The organism is Rhizobium sp. 768_B6_N1_8, from assembly GCF_051811225.1.
Classification (GTDB): domain Bacteria; phylum Pseudomonadota; class Alphaproteobacteria; order Rhizobiales; family Rhizobiaceae; genus Rhizobium.
In genome coordinates this window covers 2999103-3020648 of record NZ_JBPWPV010000001.1, presented here as the reverse complement: position 1 = coordinate 3020648, position 21546 = coordinate 2999103, and the positions used below count along the sequence as shown (strand labels likewise).

The 21546-nt window shown below is 59.8% G+C and carries 21 protein-coding genes and 1 pseudogene; 11 read left to right on the top strand and 11 right to left on the bottom strand.

The features are described from left to right. Positions 1-13 precede the first annotated feature (13 nt). Both AB8B33_RS15550 and AB8B33_RS15545 read right to left on the bottom strand, forming a co-directional pair. Positions 14-2371: an EAL domain-containing protein gene (locus AB8B33_RS15550; RefSeq protein ID WP_439016053.1), complete on the bottom strand. Its 2358-nt coding sequence runs from the start codon at positions 2369-2371 to the stop codon at positions 14-16. 186 nt (positions 2372-2557) lie between these two features. Then, positions 2558-3169 (bottom strand): 50S ribosomal protein L25/general stress protein Ctc, encoded by a 612-nt coding sequence (locus tag AB8B33_RS15545; protein ID WP_439016052.1) that lies wholly within the window; start codon positions 3167-3169, stop codon positions 2558-2560. A 415-nt stretch (positions 3170-3584) separates the two neighbouring features. On the opposite strand from AB8B33_RS15545, the gene AB8B33_RS15540 reads away from it, so the two are divergent. Beyond that, positions 3585-6374: a bifunctional diguanylate cyclase/phosphodiesterase gene (locus AB8B33_RS15540; protein ID WP_439016051.1), complete on the top strand. Its 2790-nt coding sequence runs from the start codon at positions 3585-3587 to the stop codon at positions 6372-6374. A gap of 168 nt (positions 6375-6542) precedes the next feature. Continuing rightward, a complete protein-coding gene (locus AB8B33_RS15535; RefSeq protein WP_439016050.1) occupies positions 6543-8084 on the top strand; it encodes a hypothetical protein in 1542 nt (513 codons plus the stop codon). A 318-nt stretch (positions 8085-8402) separates the two neighbouring features. Here AB8B33_RS15535 and AB8B33_RS15530 read toward each other — a convergent pair whose 3' ends face one another. The 6 genes from AB8B33_RS15530 to lgt form a co-directional block, all read right to left on the bottom strand. After that, positions 8403-9335: a ribose-phosphate pyrophosphokinase gene (locus AB8B33_RS15530; RefSeq protein ID WP_007824382.1), complete on the bottom strand. Its 933-nt coding sequence runs from the start codon at positions 9333-9335 to the stop codon at positions 8403-8405. 105 nt (positions 9336-9440) lie between these two features. Then, positions 9441-10286 (bottom strand): hypothetical protein, encoded by an 846-nt coding sequence (locus tag AB8B33_RS15525; RefSeq protein ID WP_439016049.1) that lies wholly within the window; start codon positions 10284-10286, stop codon positions 9441-9443. A gap of 102 nt (positions 10287-10388) precedes the next feature. Beyond that, on the bottom strand, positions 10389-11540 hold the full coding sequence (locus tag AB8B33_RS15520) for a M24 family metallopeptidase (protein WP_439016048.1): 1152 nt from the start codon (positions 11538-11540) through the stop codon (positions 10389-10391). Between the two features lie 5 nt (positions 11541-11545). Continuing rightward, a complete protein-coding gene (pgeF, locus tag AB8B33_RS15515) occupies positions 11546-12340 on the bottom strand; it encodes a peptidoglycan editing factor PgeF (RefSeq protein WP_439016047.1) in 795 nt (264 codons plus the stop codon). Positions 12341-12449: 109 nt separating this feature from the next. Beyond that, complete coding sequence (locus tag AB8B33_RS15510) at positions 12450-13550, bottom strand: class I SAM-dependent methyltransferase (protein ID WP_439016046.1); 1101 nt, start codon at positions 13548-13550, stop codon at positions 12450-12452. A gap of 19 nt (positions 13551-13569) precedes the next feature. Continuing rightward, the gene (gene lgt, locus AB8B33_RS15505) at positions 13570-14421 is read right to left on the bottom strand and encodes a prolipoprotein diacylglyceryl transferase (RefSeq protein ID WP_439016045.1); all 852 of its coding nucleotides are present in this window, start codon (positions 14419-14421) and stop codon (positions 13570-13572) included. A 192-nt stretch (positions 14422-14613) separates the two neighbouring features. Here lgt and AB8B33_RS15500 point away from each other — a divergent pair, with 192 nt between their 5' ends. The 4 genes from AB8B33_RS15500 to AB8B33_RS15485 all read left to right on the top strand — a co-directional run bounded on the left by AB8B33_RS15500 (position 14614) and on the right by AB8B33_RS15485 (position 16959). Next, entirely contained in the window at positions 14614-14874 is a 261-nt protein-coding gene (locus tag AB8B33_RS15500) for an accessory factor UbiK family protein (protein WP_113185736.1), read from the top strand. A gap of 400 nt (positions 14875-15274) precedes the next feature. Further along, entirely contained in the window at positions 15275-15775 is a 501-nt protein-coding gene (locus AB8B33_RS15495; protein WP_113323648.1) for a YbjN domain-containing protein, read from the top strand. A gap of 3 nt (positions 15776-15778) precedes the next feature. Next, positions 15779-16606 carry a pyrroline-5-carboxylate reductase gene (proC, locus tag AB8B33_RS15490; RefSeq protein WP_439016044.1) on the top strand — a complete coding sequence of 276 codons (828 nt, stop codon included), beginning with the start codon at positions 15779-15781 and terminating at the stop codon, positions 16604-16606. Positions 16607-16617: 11 nt separating this feature from the next. Then, a complete protein-coding gene (locus AB8B33_RS15485; RefSeq protein WP_439016043.1) occupies positions 16618-16959 on the top strand; it encodes a tRNA-binding protein in 342 nt (113 codons plus the stop codon). 97 nt (positions 16960-17056) lie between these two features. On the opposite strand, the gene AB8B33_RS15480 is transcribed toward AB8B33_RS15485, so the two are convergent. Then, positions 17057-17617 (bottom strand): DUF1349 domain-containing protein, encoded by a 561-nt coding sequence (locus tag AB8B33_RS15480; protein ID WP_439017259.1) that lies wholly within the window; start codon positions 17615-17617, stop codon positions 17057-17059. Between the two features lie 11 nt (positions 17618-17628). Next, positions 17629-18273, bottom strand: a complete 645-nt coding sequence (locus AB8B33_RS15475) for an MBL fold metallo-hydrolase (RefSeq protein WP_439016042.1) — start codon at positions 18271-18273, stop codon at positions 17629-17631. Positions 18274-18550: 277 nt separating this feature from the next. Here AB8B33_RS15475 and AB8B33_RS15470 point away from each other — a divergent pair, with 277 nt between their 5' ends. Beyond that, a complete protein-coding gene (locus tag AB8B33_RS15470) occupies positions 18551-19168 on the top strand; it encodes a DUF1236 domain-containing protein (protein WP_439016041.1) in 618 nt (205 codons plus the stop codon). Positions 19169-19343: 175 nt separating this feature from the next. After that, a complete protein-coding gene (locus tag AB8B33_RS15465; protein WP_113323654.1) occupies positions 19344-19610 on the top strand; it encodes a hypothetical protein in 267 nt (88 codons plus the stop codon). A gap of 106 nt (positions 19611-19716) precedes the next feature. Here AB8B33_RS15465 and AB8B33_RS15460 read toward each other — a convergent pair. Continuing rightward, positions 19717-19989, bottom strand: a pseudogene (locus AB8B33_RS15460) (aminotransferase class IV); the annotation flags it as partial. Here AB8B33_RS15460 and AB8B33_RS15455 point away from each other — a divergent pair. The 3 genes from AB8B33_RS15455 to AB8B33_RS15445 all read left to right on the top strand — a co-directional run bounded on the left by AB8B33_RS15455 (position 19954) and on the right by AB8B33_RS15445 (position 21537). Further along, the gene (locus tag AB8B33_RS15455) at positions 19954-20211 is read left to right on the top strand and encodes a hypothetical protein (RefSeq protein WP_439016040.1); all 258 of its coding nucleotides are present in this window, start codon (positions 19954-19956) and stop codon (positions 20209-20211) included. The pseudogene AB8B33_RS15460 and the gene AB8B33_RS15455 overlap by 36 nt on opposite strands. Before the next feature lie 132 nt (positions 20212-20343). Continuing rightward, entirely contained in the window at positions 20344-20835 is a 492-nt protein-coding gene (locus tag AB8B33_RS15450; protein ID WP_439016039.1) for a MarR family winged helix-turn-helix transcriptional regulator, read from the top strand. Continuing rightward, positions 20836-21537 carry a response regulator gene (locus tag AB8B33_RS15445; RefSeq protein WP_216755349.1) on the top strand — a complete coding sequence of 234 codons (702 nt, stop codon included), beginning with the start codon at positions 20836-20838 and terminating at the stop codon, positions 21535-21537. Positions 21538-21546: the final 9 nt, after the last annotated feature.

The window sequence follows — 21546 nt, the reverse complement described above, 5'->3', positions numbered from 1 at the left end:
ATATTTCGTCAGTTCATGAAGCGCGTGCCACGTTCGGCAGCGAGCTGCTTAGTTCCTCGATCAGCTTGGCGGCATTCTGCGGACGGTGGAACAGATAGCCCTGACCATAATCAAGGCCCATCTGGTGCAGCGTACTGCATTCCTCCTCCGTCTCGATGCCTTCGGCGATGACGGTGCAGTTCATCTTGTGCGACAGCGTGGTGATGCCTTCGATCAGCATGCGGCTCTTCTGGCGCACGTCATCGTCAGCATCATTGATGGCGCGGGTGAAGGACTGGTCGATCTTGATGATGTCGACCGGGAAGCGGTTGAGATAGCTCAGCGACGAATAACCGGTGCCGAAATCGTCAAGCGCTATGCGGCAGCCGAAACGGCGGAGTTCCGTCACGATCATGCGGATCTGCGGGTTGTCGTGCATCAGCACAGCCTCCGTGATCTCGACGACGATACGATCCGGCAGGATGCCGTGGCGGCCGAGGATGGCGGCAAGGCGGGCAGCGAGCGCCGGCTCGAACTGCAACGGCGAGAAATTGATCGCGAGATAGGTGTCCTGCATGCCGGGCAGGCGAGAAATCTTCGCCAGATTGGCGATCGCCTTTTCCATGATGACATTGCCGACCCGGACGATCTTGGCAGTCTCTTCGGCCACGCTGATGATCTCGGCCGGTGGCATGAGACCCTTCTGCGGATGATTGAGGCGCATCAGCGCCTCGAAGCCGGCGATACCGCGGCCGTTCAGGTTGACGATCGGCTGGAGATAGGCCTCGAACCAGTCGTCGGCGAGGCCGGCTTCGATATGGGCTTCGATCTCGGCGCGGCGGCGGGCATGATCGAGCATGCCGCTATCGAAGATCTGTGCGCCGTTCTTGCCATCGCGCTTCTTGGCGTACATGGCCATGTCGGATTTCTGCAGCAGTTCGGCGGCGGTCGCAGCGTGGCGAGGATAGATCGCAATGCCAACAGAGGCGCTGAGATGCATGTCCGGGCCGAAGGGCGTCTCGAAGATCGAAGCGATCTGGTCGCACATGGCGCGGGCGCGTTTTTCTGCATTCTTTGCCGGCAGCAGGATGGCGAATTCATCGCCGCCGAGACGGGCGGCTTCATCGGAGGGAGCAAGCAGCGTCTTCAGCCGCTCGACGAGTTCGATGAGGGCGGCATCACCGGCGGCGTGGCCCATATTGTCGTTGATCCACTTGAAGCGGTCGAGGTCGACGAATAGGCAGGCGAGTTCCTGATCGGCGGCATCGGCGGCTGCGATCTTGCTGTCGAGCACGGCTTCGAAGCCCTGGCGGTTCAGGAGGCCGGTCAGATGGTCAGTGATTGCCTGGCGATGGTTGCGGTCTTCGGAGGCCTTCAGCTCCGTCACATCGGTCATGACGGAGAGCGACTGACCTTCCTCTCCGTGAGTCGTGAGCGCCGATTCCATGATCAGGACGTCCATGATGCGGCCGTCCATGCAGATGAACTTGACGGTGACGCCGCCGGTGCCGTTCTCACGCTGGCTCTTGCGCTTGATGAACTTGTCGCGGGTGAAGGAGGTAACGAGATCGGAGAAGTTCCGGCCGATGACGGCGGCGCGGTGATAGCCGGTCGCAAACAGCCAGTAGTCGCTGACGGCGGTGATGTGGTCTTCCTCGTCGAGGGAGAAGAGCATGGCGGGCGTCAGGTTGTAGATATCGGTGGTGCGGCGATGCGCAAGCTTCAGCTCGGTTTCCTCGTTTTCAAGCTTCGTCTGCATTTCGTTGAAGCTCTGGGCGAGGCGGCCCATTTCGTCGTTCGACTGCCAGTCGACATGGTGGCGGGAGCCGAGCTGGCGTGTCGCCTCGATCGCAGCCGTCAGGCGCATCAGAGGCTGGATGACGAAGATGCGGTTGCCGATGAGTGCGGTGGCAAAAACGGCCAGCACCGCGAAAATGAAGATCGAGATGAAGACGACCTCTTCCTGCTTCAGGCCGGAAAACAGGCCGAGCGCCGGATAGAAGACGGAAATGCTGCCGAGGTTCTTCGGTCCATCGACGGTGTTGTAGATGATGGCGCGGGAAACCTGAACCAGCTTGCCATCGAAGGACCTCGGAATGGTCGACTGGCTGACGTCGAGCTCGCCGGACTGGTCGCGGACTTCCACCTTGACGATGGCGCCCTGCGAAACGACCGTCGCGCTGATCTGGGTCACGCTATCGGCATCGAGATCCCAAAGCGGCTTGGCGAGCGCCTGGGCGTTCGCCACAAGAAGAACGGAAATATGGTCGCGTATTTCCTTGTCGGCACGCTCAGAGGAAAGGAAAAGAAAAAGAACAAAGAGGGGAGCTACAAAAACAAGCAGCGCGCCGCAAACAATCGCAAAAAATCTGTTCTCAACGGAATTATTCATGGTTCCGTTTGCTCCACGGGGTCGGAATATTCTGCGGTCACGCAGCAGGGCGGGGACTTCGCAACCAGCCGGAGCATGCTTCCATAAATGTGTTAAATGTTGCTGAAATAAGCCTTTTTCGGCAATGAAAAAGCCCGTCTTCCTCACGGAAAACGGGCCTTATGCTTTACAAATTGGTAGAAGCGATCAGGCTTCTGCTTCGCCTTCGGCCGCAGCTTCGTCGATGCCGCCAGCCGGAGCAATGATCGTCGCGATGGTGAAGTCGCGATCGGCGATGACGGGCGTTACACCCTTCGGCAGGGTGACTTCCGAAATATGAATGCTGTCGCCGATCTTGTGACCGGAAAGGTCAACAGTGAAGAATTCCGGGATGGCGTCAGCCGGGCAGTGAACTTCGACTTCGTGACGAACGATGTTCAGAACGCCGCCGACCTTGAGGCCCGGGGACTTGTCTTCGTTGACGAAGTGAACCGGGATTTCAACGGTAACCTGGGTGTTGCCAGATACGCGCAGGAAATCGACGTGCATCGTGAAGTCGCGGACCGGATCGAGCTGATAGTCCTTCGGCAGAACCTTGTACTTCTTGCCGTCGACGTCGATGGTCGCAACGGTGGTCATGAAGCCACCGGCATGAATGCGCTTCGTCACCTCATTGGTGTTGATAGCGATAGAAACTGGGGCCTGCTTGTCACCATAGATGACAGCGGGAATAAAGCCGTTGCGGCGGAGTTCACGGGCGGACCCCTTACCAACCCGTTCGCGCGCCTCGGCCTTGAGCTCGTAAGTTTCGTGGCTCATGGCAAGTCCTTTCGAGGTTATTTGGAGAGCCCGCGGCGAGCTTGAAGCCTTGTGCCGTCGGACCGGAGGCGGGCAAGCCCATCCTCATCCGCGTTGCCTCCAAGGGTGTCTACGCGGACGCGTGGCCTATAATATAAGTGTCACGCAAACGCAAGCGGTGACAGGCTCGGTCGACAGGACCAATGCCGTTGGCCGTATCCGCTGATCGCGCCTCATCGGCACTACACCCGAAAGATCGCGAAATGCAATCCCTGGTGTTTTGCAAGTAATTCCAAAAACCGCTGATAAGCCTTCGTTGTTTGGCCGTTAATCACAAAGTCGAACAGAAGGTTCCACTTTACCTGTGAAGACGCCGGATTATCCCTTCTTTAACGCGGCAAGACCGATGTCAGGCTTGAAAAGAATGGGTTTTCTCATGTTTGCGATCGTATACTGCCTGACATACCAACATGACTATACGCTGGTTCTGGTAGCTGCCGTCCTATGCCTTGTGTCCAATCTCGGAACGATCCTGTTCCTGAGAAGCGCTGGCAGATCAAACGGCGTGCCGCGCTGGATCTGGCTTTCCGTGGCGGGGGCGGCAGGCGGCTTCGGCATCTGGTCGACGCATTTCGTTGCCATGCTCGCCTATGATCCGGGCATCGTCGTCGGTTATGATCGCGACCTGACGCTTATTTCGCTCGGCGCAGCCTTCGCCTCTACCTTTGTGGCCGGCCTTGCCGCGGTATCGCTTCCGGGTTCCCAAGCCAATATTGCTGCAGGCCTTGTCTTTGGCGTCGGCGTTGCAGCCATGCATTTCGTCGGTATGGCCGGTCTGCAGGTTCCTGGGACCATCGTCTGGGATCAGCATCTCGTTACTGCTGCGCTGATCGTATCGGCTGCCATGGCGACCTGGGGGTTCACGCTCACAAAGAACTGGAAAGGTTCGAACTGGAGCATTCTCGCTGCTGCATCTGCATTGTCGCTCGGCATCGTCTTGATGCACTTCACCGCAATGGGCGCGCTAACGATTATCGAAGGGGGCGCAAACGCGATCGAGCCGCAGGCGCTTTCCAAGCCGTTCCTTCTGGCGATCATTCTCGTCGTATCGATCTCAATGCTCGCCTCAGGCATTTCGGCATCGATCATTGCGTTTCGGGCGGCCAAGCAGGCGAGTGCGAGTGAAACCAAGTTTGAGCTGCTTTTGCAGGGCGTGACGGATTACGCAATCTACATGCTCGATCCTTCAGGCGTCGTGACGAACTGGAATACGGGGGCGGAACGCGCGAAGGGTTATAGCGCCGCTGATATCGTTGGCCAGAACTTCGCCCGGTTCTACTCCATAGAGGATCAGCAGAATGGCCTTCCGCAGAGAGCGCTCGAATCCGCTCTCGCCAACGGCAGATTTGAGGCAGAGGGGCTGCGTTTTCGCAAGGACGGATCCTCGTTCTGGGCACATGTCGTCATCCAACCCGTGTATGACGATGGCCATGATCTCATCGGATACGTGAAGATTACCCGCGATATCACGCAGGCAAAGATCGACGGGGATCGCATCAAAGAAGTATCGAGGAACCTCGATCTGGCACTGGAGAACATGAGCCAGGGCATCTCGATGTTTGACCGCAATGAGCGGCTGATCCTCGCAAACGCCAGGTATAGCCAGCTCTTCGGGTTCCCTGAGAATTTCATTCGCCCAGGTCTTGTCTATTCCGAGATCGTTCGCAACGGCTATCAGATCGTTTTAGGCGATTGTGACGCCGCGGATTCGAGGGCGACCGATCACTATCGCAGGCATATGGCGACCATGCGCTCCGGCCAGAAGACCCTTGTGCATCAGACGACGAGCGGCCGGTCAATTCTTGCGACGTTCAATGTTCTCGCGGATGGTGGCTGGGTTACGACATTCGAAGACATTACCGAGCGGCTGGCGCGCGAAGAGAAAATCGCGTTCATGGCCAAGCACGATGCTTTGACCGGTCTGCCGAACCGTCCCACCTTCAATGACTATCTCTCACATCAGCTGACAATTGCCAAAAGGCTGTCGACCAAGGTTGCGGTGATTGGCATCGATCTGGATAAATTCAAAGAGATCAATGACCAGATGGGCCATGTGGCCGGAGATTTCGTGTTGAGCACATTGGCTGCACGATTGAACGGGATACTGCGTGACGAGGAACTCGTCGCTAGGCTTGGCGGTGATGAGTTCGCGGCCGTGAAGCGCTTCAATGACAGGGCAGAGCTAGACGACTTCGTTGCGCGGCTGGAAGCCACGCTCATGGAGAAGATGGATTTCGAGGGGCATCACATCGTCCCCGGCGCAAGCGTTGGTGTCGCACTTTACCCCGACGCCGGCGAAAGCGCCGAAACGCTTCTCGCAAACGCAGATCTGGCCATGTATCGCGCAAAACACGAGGTCGGGCGCAATGTCTGCTTCTATGAAGAGTCCATGGATGAAGTGTCGCGCGACAGGAGAAGGCTGGCGCGTGACCTCTGGGTCGCGATCGAGCGCGACCAGATGTACCTTCACTATCAGGTGCAGAAGTCGGTCGCGACCGGCAAGACGACCGGCTACGAAGTGCTGCTCAGGTGGAACCATCCTGAACGCGGAAATATTCCGCCCGTCGATTTCATTCCGATTGCCGAGGAATGCGGTGCAATCATGCCTATCGGAGAATGGGTCCTTCGCGAGGCATGCAGGGAAGCGGTCAGCTGGAAGGACGACATCAAGATCGCCGTCAATATTTCGCCCATCCAGATCGCCCATGCAAACATCGCCGAACTGGTTCGCTCCGTCCTCCAGGAAACGGGCCTGCCAGCATCGCGGCTCGAACTTGAAATAACCGAGTCATCGATCATCGTCGACAAAAGCAAGGCGCTGCTTGCAATGCGTGCGCTCAAGCAGCAGGGCGTTGCGATCGCCATCGACGATTTCGGAACAGGCTATTCGTCGCTCGAGACCCTTCGCTCGTTCCCCTTCGACAAGATCAAGCTCGATCGCAGCTTCATGAACGAAGTCGAGACCAGTCAGGAAGCAAAGGCGGTCATTCGCTCCATCCTGGCGCTGGGACGCGGCCTGTCGATCCCTGTGCTTGCTGAAGGGGTCGAAACGTTGAGCCAACTCGAACTATTGACGTCGGAAGGCTGTGACGAGGCCCAGGGCTACTATTTCGGTCGCCCGGCGCGAATGGAACAACAATCGGTTACCCTCAACACTGCGGCCTGACGCACGGCGAGATCAGAATCGAGGGCCTTCGCGTGCGGTAGTGCCCGGCAGGATACGTTCACTCTCAGCCGTGGTCGCAAAATAACATTTGTCCAAACGTGCCGGGTTGACACCGGAAGATATCCGATCTTCCTATGGCCGCATTCAAAGCGGCTGAGGAGAGTGTGAATGCGTCTCAAACTTGTCACGACAACGAGCCTTGTTGCCCTATCGCTGTTCGGGGCAGCGCAAGGGGCTGAGATCAATCAGGATGGAGCGAACAAGCTTCGCGACAGCCTGACGGGCTTCCTGCCCGAGGATTTCGCCAAGAGTGGTTTTGTGACCGTCAACCCGGCGGGTACCCGCTATGAGGTTATCTACGATCTTGCCAAGCTGCTTTCGAAAGTGGATACGACCAAGTACGTGGTGAACGGGCTGACGCCCTGGTCGGTCTTCGCCACACCGCTCGACAGCGGGCTCTGGAATCTCGAAGGCAACAACAGCTTCAACATCTCCGGCAACGTCAAGGGGCCGGACGACAAGAGCACCGATTTCACTTATTCCATTGCCTCGATGGTCTATAACGGTGTCTTCGATCCGGCGATCGCCTATCTGCGTTCCGGCGATTTCAAGGCCAGCGATATCCGCCTCACGTCGAAGTCCGAAGCCGATCAGGTCGATGCGAGCTTTGCCGGCCTGAATTACAGGCTCGATTCGACTGACAGCGCCAGCGGCAATGGCCGGCTGGACTTCAAGGCGAGTGGCGCGTTTACCGCGCTGTCGGAGACGGTTACCAGCGCGCAGACGCCGCCGGTCACCATCAAGGCGGATTCGATCGACTTCAATGCCGATGTGGCCAGCCTGCCGGCGAAGGAAATTCGCGATATCGTCTTCTTTATCCTTGACCATGTGGATGAGAAGGAGCTCAGCAAGGAAGACGGCGAAAGGCTGAAGTCCGTCCTCAAGGCATCCTTTCCGCTGTTCTCCTCCGCCAACGAAACGATCACGGTCAATAATCTGGCGGTCGGCACCGTCGCCGGAAGTGGCGGCGCCAAGGCCTTCGGCTATAATTTCTCGGTCGACGGGCCGAGCGATGCGGTCCGATTTGCCTTCGGGATGAATGCCCAGGAGGTCACGCTCGACAGCCCGGTCGTGCCGGCGAGCTACCATGCCTTCCTGCCGAAGAGCATCGATATGCAGATCGCCGTGCCGGACATGGATTTCGCCGCTTTCGGCGATGAGTTCATGAAGATCGATTTCTCGTCGGGCAACAATTCGGAAGAAAGCGGCAAGCTGGCTGCCGAGAAGCTCTTCCACGACGGCGTCGTCGTCGTCGACCTGCCGAAGTTCACAGCGGTCTCGGATGTCTACGATATTGACGTCACCGGCAAGCTGCAGGGCCGCGTCGATACGCAGAAGGATTATTCGCTCCAAGCTTCGATCCTGGCGCGGGATCTCGACAAGTCGATCGCCGCCATCCAGGAGCTTGCCAAGAACGATCCGAACCTCCAGCAGGTCTCCTTCGGCATGATGATGGCCAAGGGCTTTGCCAAGACGGACCCGGATGGCCGTTCGCGCTGGGATATCAGCGTCGCCGGCGACGGTTCCGTGGCGATCAACGGCCAGCAGATCAAGGGGCCGGATGCCGAGGAACCGGATCAGGATCAAGATCAGGGGCTGGAGCCCGAACAGGAGCAGGGGCAGGAACCGGAGCAGGGTCAGCCGCAATAAGTGCTCTGAACTGCAGCCTGAAACGAAAGGAGCCGGCCTCGTGCCGGCTTTTTTGCGTCTGGTGTCACAGGCATATTGGTCGACAAATCGATTGCCACCGTTCAGGAGTTCACAAGAAAGGCACCTGATCTCAGCGAGGTCGGCTTTGGGATGATGATGACCAAAGGCTTTGCTGACACCAACAGTTCGGACGGCAATGGTGCGCGGACGGCGAAGTGACCGTTGATGGTCAATCTTTGAGAGGACAGCACGGATCAGCGGTAAATGTCAGAGAACTGCAATTCGAAGATCAAAAGAGCCGGTCGAATGCCGGCTCTTTTAGTCGAAGAGGCTGGAGACGGATTCTTCCTGGGCCGTGCGGCTGATGGCTTCGCCGATCAGTGGTGCTGTCGTCACGACGCGGATATTGTGGGCCGAGAGCACGGCCGTGGTCGGCTGGATCGAGTCCGTAATCACGAGTTCGCGCAGCTTCGAGGAGGTGACGCGGGTGACCGCGCCGCCGGAGAGGACGCCGTGGGTGATATAGGCGGTGACGCTGGATGCGCCCTTGGCGAGCATCGCATCGGCCGCGTTGCACAGCGTGCCGCCGGAATCGACGATGTCATCGATCAGCAGGCAGTCTTTGCCGGTGATGTCGCCGATAATGTTCATGACTTCGGATTCACCCGGCCGATCGCGACGTTTGTCGACGATGGCCAGAAGACAGTCCAGGCGCTTGGCGAGCGCGCGGGCGCGCACCACGCCGCCGACGTCAGGCGAGACGACCATGACGTTGCTGAGGTCATAGTGGCTCTTGATGTCGCGTGTCAGCACGGGAAGAGCGAAGAGATTGTCTGTGGGTATATCGAAGAAGCCCTGGATCTGCCCGGCATGGAGATCGAGCGTCATGACGCGGTCGGCGCCGGCTTCGGTAATGAGGTTTGCAACCAGCTTGGCGGAGATCGGCGTGCGGCCGGAGGCGCGGCGGTCCTGACGGGCATACCCGAAATAGGGGAGAACGGCCGTGATGCGGCGAGCTGACGAACGACGCATCGCGTCGATCATGATCAGCAGTTCCATCAGGTGGTCGTTGGCGGGAAAGGCGGTCGGCTGCACGAGGAAAACGTCCTCACCGCGCACATTTTCCTGGATCTCCACGAAGATTTCCTGATCGGCAAACCTTCGGACACTGGCTTTCCCTAAGGGAACATTGAGATAGTTGCAGATCGCTTCGGCGAGTTGCCGGTTCGAATTGCCTGCGAAAACCTTCATCTTGGTCCGCCTGTTATGCGCTGATAGCCGCGCTTTTTAGCCAGCTTCCCGGTGAATGCAAGGGCTAAGGCGTCACATACTTTTATATTTATAAAAAGCTTGTGACTAACCGCCCTGGCTTTGCCGCCAGGATGTGAACTCGGTGATCGTCTTTGAGGCGATCTGCTGCATCACGGAGGCGGGCACGCCGGCCCAGGGATCGGCCGCCGCCGTCGGCACGCTTTCCTGTCCCTGAATGCGGTGCAGGCGGGCGCCGGCATTGTCAAGCACGTCCCAGACATAGACCACGGTGACCTTGCCCTCGTCGCTGAAAGCGGAGAGGTAACCCTTCAGAATATAGTCGCTGCTGGTGTCGTTGGAGCTCTTGATGGCAAGGCCATGAGCGCGCGCCTCCGCGCCAAGCTGGCGGGACAGCGGGGTGACAGCTTGTACGGGCGCACCGATGATGGGCAGGAAGCGCACTGTATTGCCGCGTACCGAGGTCGATGATGAAACCGAAGGATCAAGCGCTGCTGTCTGCGTCGGCTGCTGCGGTGCCGGTTGCTCGACAGCGGCGGATGGTGGCGCCAGTGATTGGCCTTCGATCGGTCCGGAGGCAGCGGGCGAAGAGCCGTCACGGGAAAGCGCATCGGCCTGGGCCTGCATAGTCGTCGGCGGAGCGCCGGTGCCGGGCCGGTAGGCTTGCGCTTGGTAGTTCGGCTGGGTCGGATAGGTCTGCTCGCTGTAAGCTGGCGTATAGCTGTTCCGGCGGGGTGTCGCCGGGAAGGTCCGCTGCGGCGCTCCGGCCATACGCTCGGCTTCGCTCTGCGTCACCGGTGTGGATGAGCGCTGATCTATTGAGGAGTTGCCGATTTCCATCGGCGGCGTGAGCGTCAATGCATCGGTCGTGTTGCAAGCAGAAAGCAAGGCAAGACAGATCAGGAGCGTGGGTGCAGTCGCAACTCGCGTCATCCCTCGGTTCGTCCTTCCCACATTCGCGTCAGCCCCGTGCGAATTTATGGGGGTGGGGGGACCTGTCTGTCAATTCCGGATTCTTGCCGGTGATTGCGGAGGTTAGACCCCGATGAAATCCAGCGGATGGCGCGAAAGTGCACGAGGAGCTTCACCTGTCGTCAGATAGGTCTGTCCGAGGGTCATGGCTGTGCCGGTGTCGGAATCGGCGATGATCATGTGCACGAAGAGCGACATGCTCGGCTCGATCGGCTGCGGATTGCCGGCATGGAACATCTGGTGCTCCATCCAGGACGGCGAGAAGCGCGCGCCGAGCGAATAGCCGCAAGCATTCAGGCGATGGCGGGCGAGGCCGCGCTCATCCATGATCCTGGCATGCATGTCGAAGACATCGCCGAAGGTATGGCCAGGCTTCAGCACGGTCTCGATCGCCTGGATCGTTTCGAGGCAGGCATTGTAGAGTTCTCGGTGGCGATGCGTCGGCTCGCCGATGACGATCGTACGCATCATGGCGGCATGATAATGTGCGTAAACACCGGCCCATTCGAGAGTCAGCTGGTCATTGGCGTCGAGCTTGCGGCGGCCGGCCTTGTAACGGCAGAGCAGTGCATCCGCGCCGGAGCCGATGATGAACTCGTTGGCCGGATAGTCGCCGCCGCCGGAGAAAACCGCGCCTTGCATGGCGGCTAGGATATCGGCCTCATCGGCACCGGGCTTGGTCAGGCGGATCGCTGCGTCCAGCGCATCGTCTGCCAGCACGGCGGCATGCTCGACATAGGCAACCTCGGTCGGGCTCTTGATGAGGCGCAGCCGGCTGACGAGGTAGGAAGCGTCACTGATCTGGCCGAAGGTCGTCAGTTGCGCGTCGAGCAGCCGGGCGATGCGGCCGGTCATGCCGTGCGTGTCGTACTCGACGCCGATGCGGGTGCCGAGCAGGTCCATTTCGACAAGCAGGTTCTTGAGGTCCATCGTCGGATCGGCATTGACGCGGTCGACCCAGACATGGATGTCCTCGATAACGGAGGTGTGCCGGGCCTGACGCAGGTCGGCCGAGCGGGTGAGGAGCGTCATTGTGCCGTCAGCCTTGACGACCAGCGTCTGAAAGAAGCAGTAGCCGAACGTGTCGTAGCCGGTCAGCCAGTACATGCTCTCCTGCGCAAAGAGCAGCAGGGCATCGAGCTTTTCTTCCTTCATCCTGTCCGTCAGGCGGGCAAGCCGGCTTGCGAATTCAGCCCGTTCGAAATGAAGTGCCATGCTGCTTACATCTCCCTGATGCTGATCGCCGAAATCTGGCGGCCGTAATCCGGCTCCTTTTTATGTGTGGTCCGCCGATAGGAAAAAAAGCGCTCGCTATCGGGATAAGTGCAGAGACCGAGGCTTTCGGCGCGCACGCCCGCGTTTTTCAGCCGATCGACGGTCAGGCCTGGCAGGTCGAACATGGCGTGACCCGCTGTCGGGGAGGGGATGAAGTAACGCTCATAGGCCGGATCATAGGCAAGGAAGCGCTCGACGAATTCCGGGCCGACCTCATAACTTGCCTGGCTGATCGAGGGGCCGAGGCAGGCGACTATATTGGCCCTGTCGGCACCAAGCGCTTCCATGGCATTTATGGTGTTTTCAAGCACACCTGTCAGCGCGCCCTTCCAGCCGGCATGGGCAGCACCGATGACGCGGTTTTCGGGGTCGGCGAAGAGGATCGGGCCGCAATCGGCGGCGAGCACCCCAAGTGCGATACCCGGTGTCGCACTGACCATCGCGTCCGCCGGCGGCCGCACACCATCATAGTCGGACCCGATGGTGACGACGTCAGGCGAATGGACCTGATGGACGGTTACCAGTCGCTCTATCGGCAGGTCGAACCAGGCGGCGACGCGTCTGCGGTTCTCCTGCACATTTTCGCGTTCGTCATGCGAGCCGAGGCCGACATTGAGGCCGCGATAGATGCCCTGCGAAACGCCGCCTGCGCGGGTGAAATAGCCGTGGCGGATCGCGCCGCCGGTCGCTTCGTTCAGCAGCGCGCTTTCAATCGGTGCGGGAGAGGCCGCGTCTGTCATCTGATAATATTCCGGGGCTTTGGAGAGGGTTCGACGTCATCCTGGCCGGACATTGTCCGGCGAAGCGGTGTCATTTTGCGGCGGATGTTGGCGAGCGTAAGGCTGGCTGTCAATCCACCGGACGGAACGGCATCAGGTCGATCGCCGGATAGGAGACGGCGAGCACCTTGAAGAGTTCGCCCATGCGGCCTTCACCTGCACCGGCGAGCCGATCGACCGCGCTCTGGATGATCTGCTGCGTATTCGGCTCGCGGTCGCGGCCGAGGGCTGCGGCGCGTTCGAGGATGCCGAGGCCGGTCAGGAAGTCGCCCTGATGCAGTGCGCCGTTAATGTGGACGCCGGCAGACGCTGCCGTCTCCGCCAGCTGCTGGAAATCGACATGGCTGGTCAGATCCGCTTCGCCGGGATGGGCAAGCGGCGGATCGAATTCGTGCATTCGCACGGCCTGCAGCGTATCGCCGAAACCGGTGACGAGATGCCCGTAGTCGATCGCAAGCGCTGTGCCGCTGAAGATCCGCAGCCTTTCGCAGATGGCGCTCATGACCGCCTGGCGGGCAGGCGAAATCTCGAACAGGGTGCCGGCCGGCACGTTTTGCGCGGGTTCCGGCAGCAGCGTTGGATCGAGGCCGGCGACGCCGGCCGCAAACATCAGTTCGCCATCGGCGTCGAGGCCGACCATGCGTTCACGAAAGCCGGTCGAGGTGCGGATGAACTGGCGGATCGGGATCGCGTCGAAGAGTTCGTTGGCGACGATCAATGTGAAGCCGGGGGGCACTTCGTCGAAGCCAGCATGCCAGCTGATCTTGCCTTCATAGGCTTCCAGCGTCTGGCTCTGGATATCGCGCAGGCGTTCGCTGGTTTCGACGAGATGGATCGTCATGTTGTCGAAGAGCGGCGGGGCGATGCGCGAAATCACGCGCAACATGTCCGCCATCATCGTACCGCGGCCGGGCCCGATCTCGACGAGGCGGACGCCTGCAGGCGTTGCGTGGCGCTGCCAGGCGTGGACGACGAAGACGCCGATCATTTCGCCGAAGAGCTGGCTGACCTCAGGTGCGGTGACGAAATCGCCCGAACGGCCGAAGGGCTCGCGGGTGCGGTAATAGCCGTGTTCGGGATCGGCAAGGCAGAGCGAAAAATAGTCGGTGACGCTGAGCGGCCCGTTTGCCTGGATGATCGTCTTGATCTTTTCGCTTAATGCGGTGGTCATGGCGGTCGTTCCGGGAGCTTCAGTGCTGCAGGGCAGCAGCCTGGCGGCGGGCGCGGAAGATCGCCCAAAGGCCGAGCAGGATCATCGGGAGGGACAGGACTATGCCCATCGTCAGCCAGTTTGTGCCGAGCAGGTAGCCGAGCTGCGCATCCGGCTCGCGGAAGAATTCCACGAAGATGCGTGAGAGCGCGTAGCCGCAGACGAAGACGCCGGTGATGAGCCCGGGGCTCTTCAGGGCCTTGGCGCCGTAGACGAGGGCGGCAAGAACGAGCAGCAGGACGATGCCCTCGAGGCCGGCTTCATAGAGCTGGCTCGGATGGCGGGCGAAGGGGCCGCCAGTCGGAAAGACGACTGCCCAGGGCACATCCGTCAGCCGGCCCCAGAGCTCGCCATTGATGAAATTGGCGATACGGCCGAAGAACAGGCCACAGGGCACGACCGTCGCAACGATATCGAAGAGGCTCCATATCGGGATGCGGTTGCGGCGGGCAAAGAGGATCATGGCGATCGTCGTGCCGGTCAGGCCGCCATGGAAGGACATGCCGCCGTTCCAGATCTGCACGGCGCGGATCGGATTTTCGATGATGGCGCCGAGATCGTAGAAGAAAATGTAGCCGATGCGGCCGCCGAGAACGATGCCGAGGGCTGCCCAGACGATGAAGTCGTCGAGCTGGGACCTTGATATGGGCGAGGTATTGTTCGGCCAGAGTGCATGGTTTGCAGCAATGCGGCGGGCATAGGCCCAGCCGAGCAGGATGCCGGCGACATAGGCCAGGCCATACCAATGAATCGCCAGCGGGCCGATCGAAAAAGCGATCGGGTCGATATTAGGGAAAGGCATTATAGCAAGAAGATCAGCAGCTATCGGCAAGGTTTTCCCACCCGTTGAGATGCGCGGAACATGGCGCTGCGATCTTTGGCGGTCAAGTACATTGTTCGTCACGGCCCCGTGCGCAAGGGCTTATCCCGTGCAAAGCGCTTGCATCCTTAACGGCGAAGCCCTACCTCCATTTCAGTGGCCGCAAGGCCTGACATTCACGTCGTGCGAAGGGAGAAATACGCCATGACGACCGGAACGAACCGCATCATGGATGAATTCGCCAAGCTGATGACCGATGCGGCAGGTGCCGCGCAGGGTGTGCGCAAGGAGGTCGAGACCGCCTTCAACGCTCATGCCGAGCGCTGGCTGAACAGCATGGATGTCGTCAAGCGCGAGGAATTCGAAGCCGTGCGTGAAATGGCGATCAAGGCCCGTGACGAAAACGAGGCGCTCGCAGCCCGCATCGCTGCGCTCGAGGCCAAGCTCGCTGCAAAGGGCAAGTGACTCAGCTTAAAGAAGATGCTGTATAAGGTGCGGCGTGGCCCATATGTTACATGCCGCATCTTGGATAAAAAAATCGGGTGTGATTTTTCACCTGTGGACACTGCCAAAAAAGCCAATGGGCAGAGTCTTTTACCTCCCCCGCTGAATTTGATTCCATAAGTGCTTTCCACAGCAGGCCAGGCCAAATTTCCGTGAAGGGGGCTGGCAGGGTGCAAGGGGCATTATACACTGATTTTAAATGATGATTCGAAGCGAATTGGTAAGCTCCGGGCAGGTTCACTGCGTTAGTCTGGCAGCGGTTCAGCGATCATCCCCAGTGGTTGTTTCCGGTATTGCGTGTGTCTCGTTTTGTGTTTTTCACGAAGTTAGGCCGCATTCATTCCGGTCAAGAAGGTGCTGCATGAGCCTTATGGAATTGGAAGTCGAACGCCAGTCGAACCCGGTCGACATGATCGAGTACGTGGCTTCAAACAATGACTGGGCCTTCGAGCGCTCCGGCGAAGACGAGATCGCGATGACGGTCGAAGGTCGCTGGGCCGACTATCACGTCTCCTTCTCGTGGATGGAGGAATTCGAAGCGCTGCATCTTGGCTGCGCCTTCGACATCAAGGTTCCCGAAATCAGGGTCAACGAGGTGGTGAAGCTGCTCTCGGCGATCAACGGCCAGGTGCTGATGGGTCATTTCGACCTGTGGCGGCAGGAAGATGTCGTCATCTTCCGCCAATCGCTGCTGCTTGCCGGCGGTGCCGAGCCCACGAACCGTCAGGTGGAAGTTCTGCTTTCCAGCGCGCTCGATACCTGCGAAGCTTATTTTCAAGCTTTCCAGTTCGTCGTCTGGTCCGGTATGGAAGCCAATAAGGCGATGGAAGCGGTCCTCTTTGAAACCGTCGGTGAGGCGTAAAACATGCCTGCGAATGCCTTTTCCGCTGCCAATCCGGTCGTTCTCATCGGTGCCGGCAATATGGGCGGAGCGATGCTCTCCGGCTGGCTGAAGAGCGGCGTTCCGGGTTCAGCCGTGGTCGTGGTCGATCCCGGCCCATCGCCGGCGATGCTGGCGACCATTGCCGATGCGGGTGCCTCCCATGTCACGGCCGCTCCCCCCGGTCTCAAGGCTGGGGTCCTGTTCCTTGCCGTGAAGCCGCAGGTAATGGAAGCCGTGCTTCCGGCGGTCAAAAGCGTGGTCGGGCCTCAGACGGTGGTGGTTTCGGTCGCTGCCGGCAAGACGCTCGCCTTCCTTGAAAAGCATCTCGGCGAGGCGGCCATGGTGCGCGCCATGCCGAACACGCCTGCCATGGTCGGGCGCGGTGTGACCGGCGCCTATGCCAATGCGCGTGTCAGCGCTGAACAGCGCGATGGCGTCAATGCTCTTCTTCGTGTGTCCGGCCCTGTCGAATGGGTGCCTTCCGAATCCGATATCGATTCGGTGACGGCGCTGTCGGGCAGCGGGCCTGCTTATGTGTTTTATCTCGTCGAATGTATGGCAGAAGCGGGCCGTAAACTTGGCCTGCAGGCGGACCTTGCCATGCGTCTTGCGCGGGAAACAGTCGCGGGGGCTGGTGAGCTGCTGCACCAGTCCCCCGACGACGCTGCGCGCCTGCGCCAGAATGTCACCTCTCCAGGCGGCACGACTGCGGCTGCACTTTCCGTATTGATGGCTGAAGATGGCATGCAGCCGTTGTTCGACGAGGCGCTTGCGGCTGCCCGCAAGCGCGCCGAAGAGCTCGCCGGCTGAGAAAGACTGTGATGGCTGAAGAGATCACTTTTGCTGATTTCGCGCGCGTGGATATCCGTATCGGGACCATCATCGAGGCAAATCCCTTTCCGGAAGCACGCAAGCCGGCGATCAAGCTGCTCATCGATTTCGGCTCCGAGATCGGCGTCAAGAAATCTTCGGCGCAGATCACGGTTCATTACTCGCCGGAACGGCTCGTCGGGCGACAAGTGCTCGCCGTCGTCAACTTTCCGCCGCGCCAGATTGGCCCGTTCCGCTCGGAAGTGCTGACACTCGGTTTTGCCGATGAGAAGGGCGATATCGTCCTTGCGGCTGTCGAGCGGCCGGTGCCGAACGGCCAGAAGCTGATGTAGGCCGGCCAGACCGGTCAGCTGCGTTTTGCTATTGCATAAATGATCTGGTCTTCGCCGAAGCGCGAAGCGCATTTGCGGTTGACCTCGGCAAGCAGGCTCAGTGGATCTCGCGAGAGAGCGGGTCGTTCAATGTGAAATCGTGGAAGACGGCTTCGAAGCCGGCGCGTTGCGGCGAGCAGAAGACGGGACCGACCAGCACCTCTTTGAAAGCGGGATCGAACCAGGCGAGGCGGGCCATGCGCCATTCGTCCATGGTGTCCGTGCTGTACTGAATGAACAGGGCGTCGCCGTTGCGGGTGGCGCGGACCGAGATGGCATCGAAGTCATGGCCGATGCGGAAGGCCGACCAGTCGGAATTGCCGTTGGTGACCACTGTGCTGAAATGCCTGGCCCCATCGGTATATTCGATGCCGCATTTCACCCAGTGCTTCTCGTCGGCACGGATCATCAGGCCGGCCTGATCGTAGAGCGCTTCATAATTGCCGGAGAAGGTGACCTCGGCGGTGAAGTCACCCTTGCGGCTTTCCTGCAGAAAGTGGCCGTCGTCGCGGTGGAAGCCGTAATAGGTGCCCTGCCAGAAATCGGTCTTTTCGCCGGAGCGGACATGGAGCGCGCCGTCACGTTCCTCGAAGAATGGTGGCGGGTTCAGCCAGCTCATATGTTTCACGTTCAGATCTCCCGCAGGAAGGGGTTTTCACGGCGTTCGTCACCGATGCGGCTGCCTGGGCCGTGACCGCAGATGAAGCCGACATCGTCGCCGAGTGGCAGCACTTTGTCCCTGATGGAATCGAGAAGCTGGGGATGATTGCCACCGGGCAGGTCGGTACGGCCGATCGAGCCGTTGAAGAGTACATCGCCGAGATGGGCGAACTTCTGGGCGCGGTTGAAATAGATGACATGGCCCGGCGCATGGCCCGGCGTGTGATAGACTTCGAATTCGTGAGAGCCGAAGGAGATCTTGTCGCCATCCTTCAGCCAGCGGTCGGGCGTGACGTTCTGCAGGCCCTGTATGCCATATTTCTCGGCCTGGGTTTCTATGCGCTGCAGGAGCGGCAGGTCGTCCTCATGCGGGCCGACGATATCGACACCGAGCTTTTCCTTGAGCTCCTTGGCGCCGCCGGCGTGGTCCAGATGACCGTGGGTGAGCCAGATTTCCTTGATCTTGAAGCCCTGCTCTTCGATCACGCCCGAAATGACAGAGACGTCGCCGCCGGGATCGACGACCACGCCTTCCTTCGTATCGGGGTCGAAGAGAATGGTGCAGTTCTGCTGGAAGGGGGTTACCGGAATGATGCCGGCCTGGAGCATGCCCATGAATGCCTCGCTTCGCGTCTTTCAATTGCCTGTCTCTATAGGCGCAAACGCAGCCGAAGGCAGCCTGAATTTTCGGCCGGCTCACGCGAAAAGACAGGCTGCAACAGGAATTTATCGGCTTTCGGAGAGCGGCGCTGCGCTGCCTACAAGTGAATTTTTGAAGCGATTTCAGATGCTTGCTTCGGCCTTCTTTATGCCATTCTTCAGCCACGCCGGCCGCGGCGGAACAACCACGCAACCCGTGCGTTCTCAGCCCATCGCAACAAGGAGACCTAGAATGACCTTGAAGAGAAACCTTCTGCTGGCCGGCGCCTTTCTGGCTGCGAGTGCCGGCCTTGCTCAGGCGGAGATGGTGGCGAGGTCCATCAACGACCTGAACATCCGCTCCGGGCCTGGCCCGCAATATCCCTCCGTCGGCCTTGCCACGCGCGGCTCGACAGCCGTGCTTGACGGCTGCATTGAAGGCAGCCGCTGGTGCCGCGTCGATGTAAACGGCGTGCGCGGCTGGGTCTATGCCGAATATCTGCAGGTCGATCAGGGTGGCTCGCCTGTCATCGTAGAGCAGCATCGCGACGATCTCGGCGTGCCTGTGGTGACTTATGAGACGACCTCCAGTGTCGTGCCGGCTGAGCCGATGCCTGCACCCGGTGACGAGCTGATCGGTCCGGTCGGCTCGGTCGAGGCGATTACGCCGCCGGAGGAAGTCCGCACCTATATCGACACCACGCCGGGGCAGGCCGTGCGGCTTGGCGGTGATGTGGTCGTCGGTGCCGAAGTACCTGCAGACGTGACATTCGAGACGATTCCGGATTACCAGTATCGCTATGTCCGCATCAACGATCGGCCGGTGCTGGTCGACCCGGGCACGCGCCGCATCGTCTATGTCTATCAATAAGCTCATGGGAAAGGCGGCCATGCTGCCGCCTTTCTCCTTTCCATAAAGGATCCGCAGAGCTCTCGCATGGGTTGCCAGAATCCTCTACTTCTCCTCGTAAACATGATAATATTCTAACATGTCATCCGGTGATGGCATGAGTCGGCGATCGGGGAGATCGCCAGAGGAGAAAATCATGGAAGCGCTACTTCCGCTCATCACACAACTGGTTGCAGGGGCAGTCGGCGGCAATGTCGCAAGCGCCGCGCTGAAACAGCAGGCGATCAATGTCGTTGCCCGCACGATTGCGGGCGCCATCGGCGGCATTGGCGGCGGCATGCTGCTCAGCATGGTCGGCGGGGAAGCAGCAATGACCGGGCTGATCGCTGACGGCATTGGCGGACTGATCGGCGGCGGCATCCTTTCGTCGGTCGCCGGGCTGGTTATGGCCAAGGCACGCTGAAGGTTCGGACGCTGGACAACGAAACGGCCGGCAAACGCACGCGCCTGGCCGGGTCGGCATGATCGGTGGATGGTTTATTCGGCGGCGATAGCGGCGGCCGAATAGATTCTTTCATGTAATCATTCATCAGCGTTTCGGCGATCGTCGCCGGCGTGACGTAATACGGGCCGATTTCAGCCACGGGAGTAACGTCCGCTGTCGAACCGGTCTGGCAGCGCCCGGAGAAGCTGCTCAGCTTTTCCGGGAAGAAGGCCCGTTCGTCGACTTCAATGCCACGGCGTTTGGCGAGTTCAATCACCGTCCGGTGAGTGATGCCGTTCAGGAAGCAATCCGGGGTCGGCGTGTGAATGACGCCATCCTCGATGAAGACGATATTGGCGTCCTCGCCACGTTGATGCGGTTCGCCTGCGCGGAAACCCTCATCATCTCACTCCCGCGCGTCGTGAGATCGGCCGCACGTAAGCTTCAGAGAACTGAAGCCATCCTTGCCTCCTCCGGCGCGTTTGCGCCATGTCTGTTGATTGTTGTCCCCATTACGTTCTATCCACTGACGCAAGGGGAAATTGCGCGTTGCGTTGGAGATTTGCCGGGCGGGCTTTAGTTTCCGGGGAAAGAACAGTCCGCGGGGCCTGCAACGTTCGGGGAAGCTAGCGGCGACGCAAATTACGTCAATAAAGCTGACATATTTTGCGAAAGTTCCGCAAGGCTCGCGCCAAGAGAGAGGAAATGCCGAGTGCCACGACAGACCAGCTCGAAAGCAGGCAAACCTGAGCCGCTGGCCACGCCGATGGAAGATGTCGGGATCATCGATTTCGAGATCATCGAGCTGTTCTTCTTCGCTTATCGCGACTTCGTATCCGATCCCGACGCCATTCTCGAAAAGAGCGGTTTTGGGAGGGCGCATCACCGCGTCGTGCACTTCGTCAACCGAAATCCGGGCATGACGGTCGCCGATCTGCTCGATACGCTTAAGATCACCAAGCAGAGCCTTGCAAGAGTGCTGAAACAACTGATCGATTCAGGCTATATTCGGCAGGTGGCAGGCCCGGAGGATCGCCGACAGCGCAAGCTCTATCCCACCAAATCGGGCAGGGAGCTGGCACTGGCGCTCGCCGAGCCGCAATCACGCCGTATTGAACGGGCATTCGAGGGAGCTACCTCGGAGGCGCGAGGGCGCGTGAAGGCATTCCTCAGAGGCATGCGAGACAGACAGAAGGCGGATTGAATGGCGGTCAAGACAGGCATTTCCGATGACGCGGCGCATCTTCTCGTCGTCGACGACGATACCCGTATCCGCGCGTTGCTGAACCGCTACCTGACGGAAAACGGTTTTCGCGTGACCATTGCCTCTGACGGGGCCGAGGCGCAGCGCAAGCTGGCAGGGCTCGATTTCGACCTCATCATCATGGACGTGATGATGCCGGGCGAATCCGGCATCGAGGTGACACGCGGGCTCAGGGCCGTGAAGAACGTGCCGATCATCATGCTGACGGCGCTTGCCGAATCCGACAGCCGTATTGCCGGGCTTGAAGCCGGCGCCGACGATTATCTTCCCAAGCCTTTCGATCCGCGCGAACTCGTCCTGCGTGTCAACAATATCCTGCGGCGCAACAGCGGCGGCGATACGCTGAAGATCGAGCAGATCATGTTCGGGCCTTACACCTTCTCGCTGACGCGCAAGGAGTTGAAGAAGGCGGCTGAAGTGATCCGCCTGACGGACCGCGAGCAGGAGATCATGCTGCTTTTCGCCCGCCGGGCCGGCGACACGATCCCGCGGCATGAGCTGATCGGAGACGATGCGGAAGTCGGCGAACGCACCATCGACGTGCAGATCAACCGTCTGCGCCGCAAGATCGAGGATGATCCTGCCAATCCGGTCTGGCTGCAGACAGTGCGCGGTATCGGATACAGGCTGAGCATCGACTGAAACGACGGG